General features: G+C 42.6%; 15 protein-coding genes, 1 tRNA gene and 1 pseudogene. 5 read left to right on the forward strand and 12 right to left on the reverse strand.

Translation table 11 applies throughout. The features are described from left to right. Nucleotides 1-72: 72 nt before the first annotated feature. From BLU98_RS15905 to BLU98_RS15950, 11 genes and pseudogenes are all read right to left on the reverse strand, one after another. Nucleotides 73-4,305 (reverse strand): AAA domain-containing protein, encoded by a 4,233-nt coding sequence (locus tag BLU98_RS15905; RefSeq protein ID WP_092726690.1) that lies wholly within the window; start codon nucleotides 4,303-4,305, stop codon nucleotides 73-75. 71 nt (nucleotides 4,306-4,376) lie between these two features. Next, entirely contained in the window at nucleotides 4,377-4,856 is a 480-nt protein-coding gene (locus BLU98_RS15910) for a site-specific integrase (protein WP_307777222.1), read from the reverse strand. Between the two features lie 87 nt (nucleotides 4,857-4,943). Further along, nucleotides 4,944-5,084, reverse strand: a pseudogene (locus tag BLU98_RS17985) (phage integrase SAM-like domain-containing protein); the annotation flags it as partial. Nucleotides 5,085-5,096: 12 nt separating this feature from the next. After that, nucleotides 5,097-5,570, reverse strand: a complete 474-nt coding sequence (locus tag BLU98_RS15915) for an Arm DNA-binding domain-containing protein (protein WP_092726695.1) — start codon at nucleotides 5,568-5,570, stop codon at nucleotides 5,097-5,099. A 283-nt stretch (nucleotides 5,571-5,853) separates the two neighbouring features. Beyond that, nucleotides 5,854-5,927: transfer RNA gene (locus BLU98_RS15920), tRNA-Asn, on the reverse strand. A gap of 72 nt (nucleotides 5,928-5,999) precedes the next feature. Continuing rightward, nucleotides 6,000-6,350: a Rieske (2Fe-2S) protein gene (locus BLU98_RS15925; protein ID WP_092726697.1), complete on the reverse strand. Its 351-nt coding sequence runs from the start codon at nucleotides 6,348-6,350 to the stop codon at nucleotides 6,000-6,002. A gap of 5 nt (nucleotides 6,351-6,355) precedes the next feature. Beyond that, entirely contained in the window at nucleotides 6,356-7,543 is a 1,188-nt protein-coding gene (gene hflX / locus BLU98_RS15930; RefSeq protein WP_092726700.1) for a GTPase HflX, read from the reverse strand. 33 nt (nucleotides 7,544-7,576) lie between these two features. Beyond that, nucleotides 7,577-8,311 (reverse strand): outer membrane beta-barrel protein, encoded by a 735-nt coding sequence (locus BLU98_RS15935; protein ID WP_051347664.1) that lies wholly within the window; start codon nucleotides 8,309-8,311, stop codon nucleotides 7,577-7,579. Nucleotides 8,312-8,452: 141 nt separating this feature from the next. Next, the gene (locus BLU98_RS15940; RefSeq protein ID WP_092726702.1) at nucleotides 8,453-9,049 is read right to left on the reverse strand and encodes a carboxymuconolactone decarboxylase family protein; all 597 of its coding nucleotides are present in this window, start codon (nucleotides 9,047-9,049) and stop codon (nucleotides 8,453-8,455) included. 10 nt (nucleotides 9,050-9,059) lie between these two features. Further along, nucleotides 9,060-9,629: a peroxiredoxin gene (locus BLU98_RS15945; protein WP_092726705.1), complete on the reverse strand. Its 570-nt coding sequence runs from the start codon at nucleotides 9,627-9,629 to the stop codon at nucleotides 9,060-9,062. A 155-nt stretch (nucleotides 9,630-9,784) separates the two neighbouring features. Then, a complete protein-coding gene (locus BLU98_RS15950; protein ID WP_092726709.1) occupies nucleotides 9,785-11,245 on the reverse strand; it encodes a redoxin domain-containing protein in 1,461 nt (486 codons plus the stop codon). 58 nt (nucleotides 11,246-11,303) lie between these two features. Here BLU98_RS15950 and rlmD point away from each other — a divergent pair, with 58 nt between their 5' ends. From rlmD to cysS, 5 genes are all read left to right on the forward strand, one after another. Continuing rightward, nucleotides 11,304-12,731 carry a 23S rRNA (uracil(1939)-C(5))-methyltransferase RlmD gene (rlmD, locus tag BLU98_RS15955; protein WP_026772548.1) on the forward strand — a complete coding sequence of 476 codons (1,428 nt, stop codon included), beginning with the start codon at nucleotides 11,304-11,306 and terminating at the stop codon, nucleotides 12,729-12,731. Continuing rightward, nucleotides 12,728-13,576, forward strand: a complete 849-nt coding sequence (locus BLU98_RS15960) for a rhomboid family intramembrane serine protease (protein ID WP_092726711.1) — start codon at nucleotides 12,728-12,730, stop codon at nucleotides 13,574-13,576. Before rlmD ends, BLU98_RS15960 begins: the two co-directional genes overlap by 4 nt. Nucleotides 13,577-13,594: 18 nt before the next feature. Beyond that, nucleotides 13,595-14,512, forward strand: coding sequence for a rhomboid family intramembrane serine protease (locus tag BLU98_RS15965; RefSeq protein ID WP_092726714.1), 918 nt, complete (start codon nucleotides 13,595-13,597; stop codon nucleotides 14,510-14,512). 30 nt (nucleotides 14,513-14,542) lie between these two features. Further along, nucleotides 14,543-15,658 carry an endonuclease/exonuclease/phosphatase family protein gene (locus BLU98_RS15970; protein WP_092726717.1) on the forward strand — a complete coding sequence of 372 codons (1,116 nt, stop codon included), beginning with the start codon at nucleotides 14,543-14,545 and terminating at the stop codon, nucleotides 15,656-15,658. 136 nt (nucleotides 15,659-15,794) lie between these two features. Further along, nucleotides 15,795-17,300, forward strand: coding sequence for a cysteine--tRNA ligase (cysS, locus tag BLU98_RS15975; RefSeq protein ID WP_092726718.1), 1,506 nt, complete (start codon nucleotides 15,795-15,797; stop codon nucleotides 17,298-17,300). A 2-nt stretch (nucleotides 17,301-17,302) separates the two neighbouring features. Here the strand turns inward: cysS and BLU98_RS15980 are convergent, their stop codons facing one another. Further along, entirely contained in the window at nucleotides 17,303-17,707 is a 405-nt protein-coding gene (locus BLU98_RS15980; protein WP_026772552.1) for a MerC domain-containing protein, read from the reverse strand. Between the last annotated feature and the right edge of the window lie 3 nt (nucleotides 17,708-17,710).

The raw sequence follows: 17,710 nt of genomic DNA on the forward strand, positions 1-17,710 counted from the left end.
TCTACACGAACTATTCGCTGAACCCATACAACAAAATTTCAAAGAGCAAAAAGATAATCAGTTGAAATTCTTTTAATTAAGACGAAACGTTAATGATACAATATCAATTCTAAATCCTGCAAACTGTAATTGAGGAATTAATTTATCAGGTCCTAAACGATCAGCTAAACATTGGTAAACTTCTTCTTCAAAAGGAGATTCTAATTCGCCGAACGTTTTAGGGTCAATTCCAGCACTCTTTGTTGTATTTTCGGCAAGTGTTGTAAGGACAGCTAAACGCAATTCGTTGTTTGATTCGCTTACTGCTTTGCAGTAAGCCAAATATGCAAAGAAAACAGCCGACTTATTATTTGAACCCTCGATTATTAAAGACTCCTTATAATTCATAAATACTTGTTCAGGTATAGAAGAACAACAATAAACCTTAAACTTTGCTCTGGTAATAATTACATTTAATAACTTATAGCCCTTAGAATGATTTATTGGACCAAATCTTCTTGCAAATTTTTTGTCTTTCCCTATCCCGTAAGTAGTGGAGAGAATAATTACATCTCTTTCATCTCCTTGAATATTTTCCAAGTTTTTAATAAACATTCCGTTTTCTTCTAACTCCTGAACTTTAGCATTAAACTCTTCAAATTTCGAGAACTTTTGACGCTCTAAAATTTTGCTTTTAATCAGATTTCGTTGAGTAATGTTAAAAGTAGCAATTCCTACAGTTGGATATTCTCCATTTGGTAATCTGTTTATGTTCTTGTCAATGATTGATAAAACCATTTCGGCTTCTGCTTCATTTGTATGTTCCGAAAATATACCATTTACCTGAATATATTTTATCGGTACATAATCAAAGTTATTTGGTAAAGGTTTTAACCTCTGATTGTAAAAAGCATAGTTAGAAAAATCAATTAAAAAAGGATGTCTTGAACGATAGTGAAAGTCTAAGTGTTTTCTTTGAAAGTTTAATTCTGAACCAAAATCAAGCAAGGACTCACAGGACAGTAAAATATTTTCTTTATCAACAAAAACTTCTTTTTCTTCTTCCAAATCATCTTCATCCTCGGCTGCGCCATCAAAGACTTTACTGAAATAATTTGATGGCGGCATTTGGTGTTCATCTCCAGCAATAATGATTTGCTTACCTTTTAAAATTGCTGGCAGATTATCTTCTAACCTCAATTGACTGGCCTCGTCAAACATTACGATGTCAAAATAGCTATTCATTCCTTTGAATAGATTACTTGCAACATCAGGAGAAGTAAGAATGATTGGAAAGAAAGTTGTAAATAGGTTTGCGTCATATTGAACAATTTGCCGTAATGAAAGTCTTTTAAAGCGGTTACTACTTCTCTTATTATACAAATTTTCAACTGAAAGATTTACGTTTTTTTGTTCAAATTCTCTTGTGGCATCTATCTGTTTGGAAAACCAAAATTCTTTTATAAATTTTAGCTGCTCTTTTTCTACTCCATTTAATGTTTTATCAAGCTCTTTGTGTTCTTCGTCATTTGTTGGCAAATCCAAATTTGCGTGACTAACAAGCATTGAATTTAGATAAAAAACTAAGAAAGATTTTCTCCAATTACTTTTAGGCTTGAGTTCATTCACAATTGCTTTGTTTGTTTCAGACAAGCCGTTATAAAACTGAAACCACTTAAATTCTATTGCAAAGAAATCCTTCTCCGAGTTGAAATATCCTGTTTTATTGCGAATAAGCGTTTCAACGTCAGTTATGAATTTATAGAATTCTGTGAATACAATTTTTTCAACTGTCCAATTGTCGCTTTGTATTTTTTCGGCTAAAGCATTTACTTTTTCTTGAAGTAGTGGAAGACTTTTTATTTCAATTTCATTTGGATTCGCTTTTAGTAAGCTTATCTGCTGGAACTCACTTTTAATTTTTGATTCAAATTCAGTTTTAATCAATTCAATTTTTTCTCTTGCCTCAGTTAAAAGCGCTTTATTTTCTGGAAAAGAGGCACTAAAACAGTAATTCAGGTTAATGTCTTTACTCTCTGCTAAATCTTTTCCAAGTATTTGGAATGCTGAATTTATCTCTGATAAATAGTTTTTGAATGTAGACTGAATTGATTGAAGTATTTCCTTGAATTCTTTAGAGTTTATTGAATCGTTAATCGCTGTCTGGATTGTTTGGAAACATTTATTACTATCGGTGGAATTTAAAACCAAATGAAGTTCAAATGAATTAAACTCATTATGGATATTGTCAGCGAAACTATTTTTTACTTTTGCAATTTCCTTGCAAAGTGTATTCAGAGAATTTTTATTTGCTTCTAAAGTGCCGCCAAAATCTATTGCTTTAATATCTTTAGTTCCTTTTAAACAATCTTCAAGATTTGAATAAATATTGTGCAATTCTAAATGGTCTGCAATTGTTTGTCTTTTACTCTTTGAGAAAAGGGACAGGAATTTATAACTGAAACTATTAATCTTTGAGTGATTTGTTAAATCAGGGTTGTTTTTGTTATTACTAAAAATTAAATCAATTTGGGAAATATATTGTGATAGTCTTTCATCTTGTTGGGCTAATTCTATAGTTCTATAATTAATGAACTCATCTTTTGATGATGAAACTAAAGCACTTAATTCTGACTCTTTTGCGAATATGTTTTTAATATTTTTCTCAATTGAAGCAATTTGGTTTATAAGTTCTGTCTTTCTCCATTCTGCGTATTCACTGCGGTTTGTTTCGAGAACAATTTTTAGCAATTCTAACTGCTTGGAATAAATGTCAAAATCGTCATTTATACTTTGCTCAATTAAGTAGGGGTTGTCGCCTACCAATTTTAATGAATTAATAAAGGATGTTGATTCTATTGGCAAATATTCGGCATAAAGAGATTGCCCTTTTTGAGCAATGTCAAGTAAAGTGTTTAATTCTTGTGTGGAGTAGATGAATGCATTTCTTTCGATATTCAAGTTGTTATCGTCAGTATTTCCTTTTACTTCTGCTAATAAATTGCCAACAACATCGGACCAAGATTTATTTCCAATAAGTTTTTTATCAAGTTTTTGATGTTTCTTATTGATGTTAGTAATTAGGTCTTTGGCTCGTGTAATCAAATTATCCAAAGATTCTTTTGAATAATTATATCTGTAACGTTTGTATTCGGAGGTATCAACTCTTTCCCTAACTGAATCAACAACTGTTTTGCGATCTTTTACAATATCACGAACCAATACACAGTGATAATTCAGCCCTTTTTCAATAAGTGCATTGTGTAAGACTTCAAGTGCAGTTCTTTTTTCACAGACTACAATAGTTTTTTTATTATTCTCAAGGGCATTTATCAGAACTGCGGTAAGCGTTTGGCTTTTCCCTGTTCCTGGAGGACCCTGAATTAAAATATTTCTCGTTGTTTCTAAGGAATGTAAAATGCTTTGTTGGGAAGGGTCAGTTTCAACAGATGAAATCGGCTGGAATGTATGCCCTTCTAAATCTTCAAGATCAATTGTTAGCCCTTCAAGCTCCATAAGGTTTCCGTAGTCATTAATTATATTTTGTTTTTGTACTTCATAAATTGAAAATAAACCACCAAATTCAATAAAAGAATTAGTTGAATTAAGTGGCAATTTTTCATAATGGTTTTTGTCACCGATTGAAATAATTCTGTCAAGTTTTGCTTTAAAAGTCTCGTCTAAATCTTCAGGCGATGTGGTGTTTACAGTTCTGATTAATTTAGAACAAATCTCAATGAGTTCATTTTTATTAATAAGACCGTCATCAAGCATTTCACTTGGTATTTGCTCTATTTCAACATTTGAATCGCTTTGAAGGTGATTTATTAGAACTTCATTTATATAAATTGGGTCATCTTCGTTCCTTAAAATTTCCCATGTATTAAATTCTTTCGTTCGCTTAATTTTTAAAGACCAAATCAATATTGGAGCAACAGTGAGTTTGTTGTCTGCTTTGTCCCGCCTTGCTAGAATAGGAAACCCAAAACCAAAGGTATTTATCCCTTTTTCAGATTCAATTGCTTCAGTTTGATTGATAAGATTTTCAAATGCTTTTGTGATTTTAACCAGCTGGGCTTGGTCTTCTTCAAAGAGTGAATTCAGGTCAGGCACATTATCTTTCCAACTTATTTTGAATTTAAGTGGCAATTCAGATAGTAAAGCTTTTATAAAATTGTCGGGCAGGTTTTTGTCAATATGAGATAGTCTGTTTAAGTCGAACTTGTATCTTGAATTAGCTGGAATAGCATTTAAATGAACGCCTCTGCGATTCCCAATTTTAAGTCTTCTTTGAAGTTCGGTTAAAAGTTTCTCTGTTAATTCCATACTATATATAATGGGTCATATAAAATTAAAAATTATTTTGTAAAGGAGCCGGTATTTTGCCAGCTCCTTTTTTATAACTTCCCTTTCAACTGTTTCATTTCCTCACTGACCTTCAAATCTGTAACCAAAGCATACTGATGTGTGATTTTCGTAGATGAATGCCCAAGAATTTTAGAAATGGTTTCAATGGATACTCCATTAGCAAGAGCAACAGTGGTAGCAAAAGTTCTCCGACCAACATGGCTTGTAAGGTTCTTATTGACCTCACAGTGATCAGCTATTTCACCAAGATAAGAGTTGAATTTCTGGATTGCATAACAGGGTAGGAGCTTGGTCTCTTTACCCTGATACCTGCCAAGAATGGTCAAAGCCATAGGTAAAAGGGGTATAGCACTCCTTACATCGGTTTTCTTCCTACGAATGATGATCCATTTACCGCCATCAACTCCGGTAGAAATATCCTTATCTGTCAGCTTTGCCATATCACTGTAGGCCAATCCGGTATAACACTGGAATAGGAACAGGTCTTTTACCAATCTAAGCCGTTCCATTTTAAATTCCTTCTGTTCAATGGCTTTTAGCTCCGGTAAGGTCAGATATACCCTTTCAACGTCCTTATAAGCCGATTTATACTCCACAAATGGATTTTTCAGCAACAAACCATTGGTAACAGCCATGTTCACAATCTTTTTCAGATTGGTGATGTACTTTACAACAGTATTATGCTTGTTACCGTCATTATGCTTCAGGTAATAATCGAAATCTGATACAAACACAGGATTAAGGTCTTTTTACCGGATATCAGCTTTGCCATATTTGCTTGGAATGAACAGTTCCAGCTTCTTACGGAGTATATCGTATTTCTCATAGGTAGAGAAGGTATAATCAATCCCGATGCGTTTATGAAAGTCTTCGTTATGGTATTTTACGAGTTCCATAAGGGTCATAGGGCTGGTATCTCTACCAAAGAACCGATCCACCAGTTTATCCAGATTAATATCACCTTCCTTGAGCATTTCGTTATAAATACTGATTAACCGGCTTTGTGTTTGTTGGATATACTCGTTGATTTCCCTAGCATCCGGTAAAGAGCCTTTTACTCTGCCTTTAGCTGAATCCCATCGTTCAGATAATACATAAAACCCGGAAGCTATGTTTTTACGTTTGCTGTTATAAGATACCCTGATATATAAGGGCGACTGGCCTTTTTTATTGGTTTTCACTTTATATAACCATACGAGGATGCTAATATTATTACTGGACATTACATTAAGTGATTAGGGGAGTGAAGAATTGAGTTGAAAAACGAAAACCCTTATCTGTATTGGGTTTCGAGGGAAAATTTGGATACCTTTTAGAAAGAGATAGGAAACCTTTTTGGATACCTGATAGGGTAGTAAAAGATGTAAAGAATGGTATAAAATAAAAAAGCCCGTAAGGTAGATTCTTACAGGCAACTTTTAATGAAATGCTTTAATGACGTGTATTTCTGAGGATTGGTAAGGCAATAAAAAAAACCCGTAAAACTTATGTTCTACGGGCTTCCTGCTCCCAAAGCTGGACTTGAACCAGCGACCCTCTGATTAACAGTCAGATGCTCTAACCAACTGAGCTATTTGGGAATACCTGCCCTATTCGGGGTTGCAAAAATAGGGAAAAATGTATTCCGGAAAAACCAGTTCAGAAAAAATATCTCATAGCCACCAACCCTTCTGTTCTATTCCAATATATATACCATCGGGGCGCTGTTCGGCTAAATAGGTTTTCAGGTAATAACCCTCGCCACTCGTATTACGACCATTCTGCATATTAAAGCGATAACGGTGTACCGGGCATACTACCTGCCCCTGTGCATCAATATATCCATCGGTCATGATGCCGCTGGCATGCGGGCATTTTTGTGCAAAAGCATAGAACCGGCCACCAAAACGCGCCATGGTTATTTTTTTACCATTTGCTTCTATCTGGCACATATTATTGTCTTGCCATGGAAGTAAGGCAGCATCATCGGCAACTTTGAACCAGCTGATCTTTTTTTCTGTCATGGAAACTAAAAATGAACGGTGCGGTAAGGATAACGCACCTGGTACATATCGCGCACTTTATTCAATATCAGCTCGCGCAGGGCATCCACATTCCTGCGTTCCAGGGCCGAAACGAATACACAATTATTGTGGGTAATTTCATCCCACCGGTCTTTCAGGTCCTGTAAAATCTCTGTTTTCACACTGTCTTCCAGCCATTCGTCGAACGTGCGCTCTTCGTACAGGTCCATTTTATTGAAAATGGTGAGTATGGGCTTTTCAAAAGCTTTCAGGTCCTGCAAGGTCTTGTTCACCACACCTATCTGCTCTTCATATTGCGGATGGGAAATATCTACTACGTGCAATAAAATATCTGCCTCTCTTACTTCATCCAGCGTGCTCTTGAAACTTTCTACCAGGTGGTGTGGCAGTTTGCGAATGAATCCTACGGTATCGCTCAATAAAAAAGGTGTGTTTTCAAATACCACTTTGCGGGTAGTGGTGTCGAGCGTAGCGAACAATTTGTTTTCAGCAAACACTTCACTCTTGCTCAGTAAATTCATCAGTGTGCTTTTGCCCACATTGGTATAACCCACCAGCGAAACACGTATCAGCTCGCCGCGGTCTTTGCGTTGGGTGAAGGACTGCTTGTCTATTTCTGCCAAACGTTTGCGCAAGAGAGATATCTTATCCTTCACAATACGACGGTCGGTCTCGATCTCCGTTTCACCCGGTCCGCGCGTACCGATACCACCTCCCTGTCTTTCAAGGTGCTTCCACATACCCTTGAGGCGGGGCAGCAGGTATTGGTATTGCGCCAGCTCTACCTGCACTTTGGCCTGCGCAGTACGGGCGCGCCGTGCGAAAATATCGAGGATGAGGTCGCTGCGGTCGATCACTTTGATGCCCAGCTCTTTTTCAATATTGGTGATTTGGGAGCCCGTGAGTTCGTCGTCGAAAATAACGAGGTCTATCTCCCTGCCCGTTGCATAATCGCGGATCTCTTCCAGCTTGCCCTTTCCTATGAAAGTGCGGCTGTCGGGATGCGCCATTTTTTGTGTAAACCGCTTAATAGCAATAGCCCCGGCGGTCTCAGAGAGGAACGCCAGTTCATCGAGGTATTCGGCAACCTGTTCATTGGTCTGATCTTTCTGTATCAATCCCACCAGCACAGCCTTTTCTTCACGCTGTATAACCTGCTTTTTTTCGATCATAGGCTGCAAAGGTATGGCGGATCGCTGAACTCCTTACAGCCCGCTGATGGTAAGTCCAATAGAGAATTTGTGCATATTCGGCCCTACGCCGTCTTTCAATACGCTGGTGATCTGGTACCCCGCATCCAGCGAAATGATACCATAACCAATACGGCCGGTTACCGCCAGCATGGTGCCGTCGATGAAACGTTTGTCGTACTCTTTTACAATATAAGAAGGTCCATAAATAGAAGCGCCGTTCTTGTTCACCAGGTTCTTACCCTTGGTGTAAGCCTTCAGCAAAGTACCCACTTTCACGCCCAGGGCCGCTTTCCAGGATTTGTTGGGATTGGCGGGATTGGCATAATAGCGCAATTCAACAGGCACTTCCAGGAATATGGTAGTAAGCTTGTTCTTTTTGAAATGATCGGTACTGTCCTGGTTGATGAAGGGCAGTTTGGAAGACATGGATTTGATGTCCACCTTGGTGTTATGAAAGAACATATTACTGGTACCGATGCCCGCGCCCAGTCCCACACTGAAATGAGGGTTGGTCTTGAAGGGCTTATCCAACATGAAATAAAAGTTGAAATGCCGGCTGAAACCGCTGGTTTTTACGCTGTCGGGAGCGCCCTGCCAGCTGTCGATACCATATTGGATCATGAAATGGTCGGCCGACCTGCTGCTGATATCTATTTTACTCCAGTCTTTCTTAGTGTTTGTTTCCGTTTGTGCAATAGATAAAATGCTCAGAGAAACGCCCAGCAGTAATAGTAGTGTTTTTTTCATTTGATAGCTATGAGGGGCAAAAATAATAGAATTGACTGCACCCCAGCCGTTAAAAATAAGTCAAATCGCCGGAAAGGGGCTTTATAAATAAAAAAAGAGCGGGCTTACCCGCTCTTTTTCAACCCCATTCTATCACTCACACTAAGCCAGTACGGTGATCAGTCCCTTCAATACTGCACCCAGTTTAACAGCTTCCAATACCCTTGCTTCACTGCTCCCGTGCTGTAAAACAGATTGCTCATGCGATCGCACGCACAGCTCACAACCATTTACTGCCGAGATCACCAGGCTCACCAGTTCAAAGAACTCTTTTCCCAATACCGGGTTCATCATGATGCTCATTTTGATACCGGCCGGATGGTTCTGGTAGAATTCTTTATCGGTGAAATGGCGAAAACGGTAAAATATATTATTGGTATTCATCAGCGATGTACAGGCAACGATCTCTGCCAGTTCGCCTTCATTGGCGCCGGCTTCGAGCGCCTGGCGCGAGAAACTTTCGCTGAGCGCTGTATGCTTTTCATTCACGGCTACCGCCAGCGCCAGCAACAACGCTTCCTTTTTGTTCAGGTATTGCGTGTTGTTGAGCACATTGCCCACATTGATCTTCAGGTCGCGGATGTATTTGGCATCCACGTCGAGCAGGGCCTGTGCATTGGCAGAAACGGCGTAGTCAGACAACTGCAGGTCGTTGAGCAGGTTGCTGAAAGTTTCATTTTGTATGATGGATTCACTCATGATACGCGTATTAATTCAGGTTCAACTGTGTGGTGAGGGTTTCTTCGCCTTTGCTCCAGTTACAGGGGCAGAGCTCGTCGGTTTGCAAAGCATCCAGTACACGGATCACTTCCTGCACGCTACGGCCTACATTCAGGTCATACACACTTACCCAGCGAACGATACCCTGCGGATCGATGATGAAAGTAGCGCGGTATGCGATCTTTTCTTCTGCATCCAGGATACCCAGCTCTTCGGCCAGCGATTTGGAAGTATCGGCCAGCATGGGAAATTTCAGGTCGCGCAGGTCGTTGTGGTCCCTTCTCCAGGCGGCGTGTACAAATTCAGAATCGGTAGAAGCGCCGATCAGTACCGCATCGCGGTCGGTGAATTCGCTGTTTTTTTTGTTGAATTCGGCAATCTCAGTAGGACAAACAAAAGTAAAATCCTTAGGCCACCAGAATAGCACAGTCCATTTGCCTTTTTCGGTTGCATACTCGTTTGTCAATTCAATGAACTCTTTTCCTTTCTCGATAGAAACCACTGCTTTTTTCTTGAATGCAGGAAACTGGCTTCCAATAGATAATACCCTGTTACTCATATTGTGTAGTTGTTTTTTACAATACTGAAAATGGACAAGCAATAATAAAGATGTAAATGACCGGTAGCCGGTCTGATTATAATGCAAATGTCAGCTATTCGATGATAGCTTTCTATATATAATATCTATAGATTGATAGATAAAATCTATAATGGTTACTTCGTTTTTATTTTCAAAATATCATCGAACTGCTCCAGGCTGAGTTGCTTTGCAATGATGTGTTTGTCTTTGTCGAGCAGGTAGAAAGTAGGGGTCTTGATGATGTCGAATAACTGACGGTAATTAGCCTGTCCTGATTTTTCAGTGGCTTCTTTAGCTTCTTTTGTTTCGTAAGCCTGCAGCCAGTCGGATGATAAGCTCTTGGCCGCTATGAATTTTTTCCAGGAAGGAATTTCATTTTCATAAATATTCACCGATAACACTTTCACGCCCATGTTTCTCCACTTGGCTTTATACAATGAATCGAGTCGTGGAATTTCTTCCTTGCAATGCCCGCAGTTAGGGTCCCAGAAAGCGATCATGGTAAAAGGCGCCTGGATAGCATATAAAGACACGGCTTTGCCCGTGGTATCGCTGAGGTTGAGTGTGGGCGCGGGCTGGCCGATCTGGTTGGCCATCAGGAAATAAGCCCGCTCCGTAACTGTTTTGCGCGAAGCCTGGTTCAGCAACACGGTATCGCCCTTGGCATAAAAATTCTCAAAGAGATACACAAATACTTTGTCCTGCCCCATGAATTCGGGATTCATGTATTTGTTGGTGAACTTGGTCAGCAAGTAAGGATAGATCTCTTTACCCGTTCTGGCATATAATAATATGTATTTCACTTCTGCAATAATAGAGTCGGGTTCGGGCGATACATAGTATTTAAAATATTCATCAAGCTTGAGTTCAAAGAATGGCGTGCGCAGCAGGCGGTCGTCGTTAAAATTCACATCATCCCAAAAATGTTCTTTTACAAAGCGATAAGGATACAACGAATCGGCCTTGCCATTTACAACGGGAATGGCCGGCGCCGTAGGCCGCTTCATGGTATTGAACAGCATGGCCAGCAGCGATTGCGGATATTTTGCAATGATGTCTGACTGGTATTGACGGATCGCTTTATCGGCTTTGACCAACTCGGCCTTTGCAGCGGCTGAATCGGCGCTGGTCCTTGCTGCATGATAAGCAGCTTCGTATTGCTGGATTTTTTTGCCCTGTGTAGTGGATATTTCTGAATAGGTTTTGAAAAGATCGTTATCGAAAGAACCGGTGATCACTGCCTGTTCTTTGAGTGCCGTATCGGCTGCAATGGAAAAATGCTGCTTGTCATCCATCAATAATTCAAACTGAATGGTGAGTTGCGGCGATACCACGAAATAAATACCACCTGTGAGTTTGTTGGCGCCGCGAAACACCCCCTGGCTTTTATCGTTCAGCATGGCGGAATCAACCAGCGCCTTGCCTTTGCCCATATAGCTGCCCAGGTACACTTTGCAGTTCTTAAGCGGGGTAAGGGTGATGTTGATATTGCGTCCGTTGGTAGTAACCTGGGGTTTAACAGGCGCTGTTTTTTTCTGTGCCACAAGCGAAAGACCCGAACAAAGGAAGACCAAAAAGATGCTGATACGATTCATAATAAGGTATTGGATGGTAAATGTAGTTAAATAGGCTATCCTGATTACATTTGCAACCGTGGGAAAACAAAGAAAAAATACAATTTTAGAAAATGTTTTGGTACAGGACTATGCTGCTGAAGGAAAATCTTTGTCGCGCGTGGATGGAAAAGTAATATTTATTGAAGGCGCTGTGCCCGGAGATATAGTAGACATCAGGTTATCAAAGAACAAGTCCGACTGGGCCGAAGGCCAGGCCATCCAGATCAAAACACCATCGCCCACCCGTGTAACACCTTTTTGTTCGCATTTTGGTGTTTGCGGAGGTTGCCAATGGCAGATGCTGCCTTACGAACAACAACTCGTGTACAAACAAAAACAGGTAACAGATAACCTGCAGCGCATTGGCAGGATCAGTTTGCCATCCATTTCACCCATCATCGGCGCCGATGCTACTACCGGCTACCGCAACAAGATGGAATATACTTTCGCCACGCGGAAATTCATCCCCGCCGATGAGTTCCAGCAAATGAAAGCGGCGGGCCTTTCCTGGGAATCGCAACCCGGCGCCGCAGGTTTTCATGTGCGGGGATTTTTCGACAGGGTAGTAGAGATCGATACCTGTTACCTGCAGGAAGAACCCACCAATCAACTGCGCAAGGCAGCCGCCCGGTTTGCCATAGAAGAGGGACTTCCGTTTTACGATATCAAACAACACCAGGGCTGGCTGCGCAATATGCTGGTGCGCAATACCACTACCGGTGAACTGATGGTGAACCTGGTATTCGGATATGAAGATGCAGGCGCGAGAAAAAAATTACTCGATCAACTCTTGCATGATTTTCCGCAGATCACTACCTTATTATATACCATCAATACCAAAAAGAATGATAGTCTCTACGACCTCGATCCCAAAGTGTATCATGGCAAAGGGTATATTATAGAAACACTGGAAGATTTCAGGTTCAAGATCAGTCCCAAGTCGTTCTTCCAGACCAATACCCGCCAGGCCGAAAAATTATACAAGGTAACGCGCGATTTCGCGGAGCTCGATGGCAGCCAGGTAGTGTACGACCTGTATTGCGGCACCGGCAGTATTGGTATTTTTGTAAGCAAAGGAGCGCAGAAAGTAGTGGGTGTGGAAGCCGTGGCCGATGCCATTGCCGATGCCAAAGAAAATGCACAACTGAACGGCCTGGCCCATACCGCTTTTTTCACGGGCGATGTGATCGATATATGCGACGATGCTTTCTTTACCACCCATGGCCAGCCCGATGTGGTGATCACCGATCCGCCAAGAGCGGGCATGCATGAAAAGCTTGTTAAAAAACTACTGGATATTGCAGCCCCCACCGTGGTTTATGTAAGTTGCAATCCGGCAACACAGGCGCGCGACCTGGGATTGCTGGATGAAAAGTACCGGGTAGAAAAAATACAGCCGGTTGACATGTTCCCGCATACCTTGCACATAGAAAACGTTGTACAGTTAAAATTGAAGGATCAATGACAGAATTCAGGCCCAGCCGGTTTGAGATATTACCTACCATCATCAAAAACCTGCTCATCATCAACGGATTGGTTTTCCTGGCGCAGAATACGATAGGAAAGAGCCCGGCTATTGCTGCGCAGCTGGACGACCTTTTTGCACTGCATGCATGGCAAAGCAGTCTCTTCAGACCCTGGCAGCTTGTTACGCACATGTTCATGCACGGCGGGTTCTGGCATATCGTTGGAAATATGTTTGCGCTGTGGATGTTCGGATCGATACTGGAAAATCTTTGGGGATCGAAGCGGTTCCTGATCTTTTACTTTATATGCGGACTGGGCGCGGCTTTCATACACCTGCTGTTCCTGAGCTATGAACTCACACCCATGATGCATGACTATGCATCGATCGTAAGCCGGCATTCGAATGGAAGCGCTGCGGCATTAACAGATGCCATCATGCAGTTCGGACGCAGATACGAATTACAATTTGCAGCAGATCCCAATCTGGTATCATTTATAAATGCCAATCCCGGTGACACCGGAATTGCCAATCAATTGTTCAGGGTGGTCACGGATTACTACGAAAAAAACATCGACATGGCCACGATCGGCGCCAGCGGCGCGGTGTTCGGAGTGCTCGCTGCTTTTGTGTACCTGTTTCCCAACACCTATATCTACCTCTATTTCCTGGTGCCTATCAAAGCCAAGTGGTTGGGACTGATCTACTTTGGATACGAAGTGTTTTATGCCTTCGAGAATTCAGCAGGCGATAATGTGGCACGATGGGCGCATATTGGAGGCGCCATCGTTGGATTGCTGATGGTGATGACCTGGAACAAAACGAATAAAAAGACGTTTTATTAAAGAAGTAAGGAGCTGGCTATGCAATCAATGAAAAGCAATCGCAAAATATTACTCGGACAAGACAACAATGCCCTGGTGTTGCTGTTTGCCATCAACATGCTACTATTTGCCGGCATCATATCACTCAAGATCATTTATTATTTATCGGGCAGCACCAATGAATTGTTTTACCAGCAGGTACTCAACTGGCTCAGTCTACCAGCTTCATTCGGACAACTGGCAGGCAGGCCCTGGACCCTGCTGATATATATGTTTGCGCACCATGGCATCTGGCAACTGGTAAGCAGCATGCTGTGGCTGTGGTGCTTTGGATACATATTGCAGGACCTCGCCGGCAACAATAAACTGTTCCCTCTCTACCTCTATGGAGGATTCATAGGCGGTGTACTTTTTTTGTTGAGCAATAACCTGGTGCCTGTGCTGGCGCGGGACCTGAACAATATAGCACCCATGCTGGGCGCCGGGGCAGCTGTGATGGCCATTGCAGTAGCCACCACCACGCTGGCACCTGATTACCGCATCTTCCCCCTGATCAACGGAGGTATTCCGCTTTGGGTACTGACACTTGTTTATGTGGCGATAGATTTTGCCACCCTGGCCAGTTCGAACGCAGGTATTGTTATTGCACATTTGGGAGCAGGCATCACAGGTTTCTTTTTTATCAGGCAGTTGCGCAGGGGGCAGGACTGGTCTTTGTGGATGATGCGCCTGGTGAGTTGGGTAGATGATCTCTTCAACCCGGAAAAAAAACATACGCAGAAAGAAGGTAAGGGAAGACTGTTTTACAAATCAGACAGGAAGCCATACACCAAAACTTCTCATGTATCCCAGCAAAAACTCGATGCCATACTGGATAAAATCAACCAGCACGGATACGATCAACTCACAGATGAAGAGAAAGCGTTCCTGGAACAAGCCAGCAAAGAAGAGTTGTAAGGCTTGAGATAAGATTTCGTAAATTTACGCATGGCCAAGACCCTTTTTCGTCGCGCAGTAAAAACAACGCTTATCGGAATCAATCTTTTACTCGTTGCTTTGTTTTTACTGGCTTGTCTTTCGCCATACCTCAACCCCACACATTGGTGGTTGATAGGTTTTACCGGGCTTATTGTTCCATACCTGGTTTTATTGCTGATATTTTTTCTGATTGGCTGGCTTATTGCGAAGCCGGTATTGGCGTTGCTGCCACTTGTTGCACTGTGTGTAGGTTACCGGCAACTCAATGTATTGTTTGCCTGGCATCCCGGATCGGGTATCAACAAACCTAAGAAAAGTAACGACCTGCGCGTGGTGGATTGGAACGTGCAGAGTTTTAACGGGCTGTCTAAAAACAAGGAAACAAAAAAACACATCCGCGAAGAAGTAGCGCAAACTGTGCTGAAGCTGGAGCCCGATGTGATTTGCATGCAGGAGTTCAACCATGCCAGCCGTTCAGGCAATGATGCCGATAATCTCTCGTTGTTTACCGGCCGCTTTCCTTATTATTTTTTTTCGAAAGATTACCAGCGTAACAACGGGGAGTACCAGTCGGGCTGCATCATCTTCTCTAAATATCCCATCGTAGACACGGGCAGGGTACGATACCCGGTGGCCGAAAGTCTTATTTACGCGGATATCGTAAAAGGCGCCGATACTATACGATTGTTTACCACGCACCTGCAATCTTTCAAATTCAAAAAAGGCGACTACAACGACCTGGAGAAGATCCGCACGCAGGACGAAGAAGCCCTGATGGCGTCTAAGAATATTTTTGTGAAGATGCGATTGGCCTTCCGCCGGAGGGGCGTACAGGCTTCCCTGGTGCGGGAAGCGCTGGATGCCAGTCCGTACCCCACCATTCTCTGCGGCGATTTCAATGATGTGCCCAACTCCTTCACTTATTTCCATATCAAGGACAGCTGGCAGGACGCCTTCCTTAAAAAAGGCTTTGGTATTGGCCGCAGCTTCATTTCCCTGGCGCCCACATTGCGGATCGATTATATCCTGGCCGACAAACATTTCGAGGTAAGGCAGTTCGATATGGTGGATGAAGACCTGAGCGATCATATTATGCTGATATCCGATCTTCGTTTAAGAAAATAAAATATCTTCGCAGCGAAATGATTAGAATCTATCCATACTGTTGCTGTTGTTGCTGAAGCCGCCGATCTCCTGTTGTTGCGGCAGTATCTGCCTTGTTCCTGTCTTATTGTATCCATGCTAATAACCATAACCTCTCATGCCACTCAAAGTATATAATTCCCTGACCCGCGAAAAAGAAACGTTTACACCCATCAATGCACCGTATGTTGGCATGTATGTATGCGGACCCACCGTAAGCGGAGAAAGCCACCTGGGTCACGCCAGGCCTTTCATTACTTTCGATGTTATCTACCGGTATCTTCTTTACCTGGGTTATAAAGTACGGTATGTGCGAAATATCACCGATGCAGGGCATTTTGAAGAAGAAGGACGCGAAGCGGAAGACAAGATCAGCAAGAAGGCCGTGCTCGAGAAACTGGAGCCCATGGAGCTGGTGCAGAAATACACCAATCTTTATCATTGGGCCATGCGGCGTTTCAACAACCTGAACCCCAGCATAGAACCCACTGCTACAGGTCACATTATTGAGCAGATTGAAATGATCAAAAAGATCATTGCCGATGGATATGCTTATGAAACGAATGGCTCTGTGTACTTCGACGTAGAGAAATACAACACCGATTTTTCTAAAAAGGGACAGCCTTATGGCATATTGAGCGGCCGTATTTTGGAAGACCAACTCGATACCACCCGCGAACTGGATAACCAGGATGAGAAGCGGAATAAAAGCGATTTCGCGTTGTGGAAACATGCGCCTGCCGAACACATCATGCGCTGGCAAAGTCCCTGGGGAGAAGGGTTTCCCGGCTGGCACATCGAGTGCTCGGCCATGAGTACCAAATACCTCGGAGAAGAGTTCGACATACACGGCGGCGGGATGGACCTCGTTTTCCCGCACCACGAATGTGAGATTGCGCAAAGTACCGTATGCAATCACAAAACCCCGGCCCGTTATTGGTTACATAATAACATGATCACCATCAACGGGAAAAAAATGGGTAAGAGTTATAACAATGTGATCAGGCTTACCGAACTGTTCAGCGGCTCGCATCCTGCACTCACACAGGCTTATCATCCCATGACCATCCGTTTCTTCATTTTGCAAAGTCATTACCGGGGCACACTCGATTTCAGCAATGAAGCCTTGCAGGCGGCAGAAAAAGCCATGAAGCGTTTGTGGGAAGCGTATAACTGGTTGCAACAGTCGGGCATCTGTGGAGCCGATACGGCCAGTGATGTGGCACTGGATGAAAAAGTGAAGAAGCTGGTAGATGAGTTCGATGAATTCATGAACGATGACTTCAACACAGCAAAAGTGCTGGCCAATATGTTCGAACTGGTATCCGTGATCAATTCCATTAAAGACAAACATATATCGGCCGAATCTTTATCAACCACTACAGTGGCGCTGCTGCAAACGCAACTGAAAGCCTATGTAGAAGACATCTTCGGATTGCAGAGCGAGCGGTCTGCCGACGATGGCAAACTCGAAGGTGTGCTGCAATTACTGATAGACATACGTAAGGAAGCCAAGACCCGAAAAGATTTTGTTACCAGCGATAAGATCCGGAATGAATTGGCGGCGCTGGGCGTACAACTGAAAGATGAAAAAGGTGGTGGTATGAGTTATACCTTCAGTTAAGATCAGATCACAGATTCGTGGCTGCAATCATCTGCATGCGCGTGGTTGTGTACCCGGCAAAGTTTATAATTCAAAAAATGAGCGGTAACGATCAGGATCACGGCAGGCACCAGCAACCAAAGCTGGAGCGCATGAAAGATCATCTTGGTAACCAGGAATACCATACCAATACTGAAAAGAACAAGGGGCAGCCAGCTATGGTGGTGTTTTTTCCGCCCATGATATAAAGCGTAGCTACCCACACAAAAAGCGATCCCGATCATCAGGTATTCGAACCAGCGGTTCTCAATGATCTCCACCCCGAATAAGGGCAGGCTTGTCAATACCAGCGGCAGGATGGCACAGTGGATAGCGCAGGCCAGCGAAGTGGCAATGCCGAATGCGTCCCAGTTGACTTTGATGCTCATAAG

The sequence above is a fragment of the Hydrobacter penzbergensis genome, assembly GCF_900106985.1.
Lineage (GTDB): Bacteria > Bacteroidota > Bacteroidia > Chitinophagales > Chitinophagaceae > Sediminibacterium > Sediminibacterium magnilacihabitans.

Bases quoted from the DNA above. Each gene is read 5' to 3' on its own strand.
- BLU98_RS15950 (WP_092726709.1), bottom strand. From the start codon at position 11,245: ATGAATCGTATCAGCATCTTTTTGGTCTTCCTTTGTTCGGGTCTTTCG.
- BLU98_RS15915 (WP_092726695.1), bottom strand. From the start codon at position 5,570: ATGTCCAGTAATAATATTAGCATCCTCGTATGGTTATATAAAGTGAAA.
- BLU98_RS15925 (WP_092726697.1), bottom strand. From the start codon at position 6,350: ATGACAGAAAAAAAGATCAGCTGGTTCAAAGTTGCCGATGATGCTGCC.
- BLU98_RS15970 (WP_092726717.1), top strand. From the start codon at position 14,543: ATGGCCAAGACCCTTTTTCGTCGCGCAGTAAAAACAACGCTTATCGGA.
- BLU98_RS15960 (WP_092726711.1), top strand. From the start codon at position 12,728: ATGACAGAATTCAGGCCCAGCCGGTTTGAGATATTACCTACCATCATC.
- cysS (WP_092726718.1), top strand. From the start codon at position 15,795: ATGCCACTCAAAGTATATAATTCCCTGACCCGCGAAAAAGAAACGTTT.
- BLU98_RS15910 (WP_307777222.1), bottom strand. From the start codon at position 4,856: ATGGAACGGCTTAGATTGGTAAAAGACCTGTTCCTATTCCAGTGTTAT.
- BLU98_RS15905 (WP_092726690.1), bottom strand. From the start codon at position 4,305: ATGGAATTAACAGAGAAACTTTTAACCGAACTTCAAAGAAGACTTAAA.
- BLU98_RS15965 (WP_092726714.1), top strand. From the start codon at position 13,595: ATGCAATCAATGAAAAGCAATCGCAAAATATTACTCGGACAAGACAAC.
- BLU98_RS15935 (WP_051347664.1), bottom strand. From the start codon at position 8,311: ATGAAAAAAACACTACTATTACTGCTGGGCGTTTCTCTGAGCATTTTA.
- hflX (WP_092726700.1), bottom strand. From the start codon at position 7,543: ATGATCGAAAAAAAGCAGGTTATACAGCGTGAAGAAAAGGCTGTGCTG.
- BLU98_RS15940 (WP_092726702.1), bottom strand. From the start codon at position 9,049: ATGAGTGAATCCATCATACAAAATGAAACTTTCAGCAACCTGCTCAAC.
- BLU98_RS15945 (WP_092726705.1), bottom strand. From the start codon at position 9,629: ATGAGTAACAGGGTATTATCTATTGGAAGCCAGTTTCCTGCATTCAAG.
- BLU98_RS15980 (WP_026772552.1), bottom strand. From the start codon at position 17,707: ATGAGCATCAAAGTCAACTGGGACGCATTCGGCATTGCCACTTCGCTG.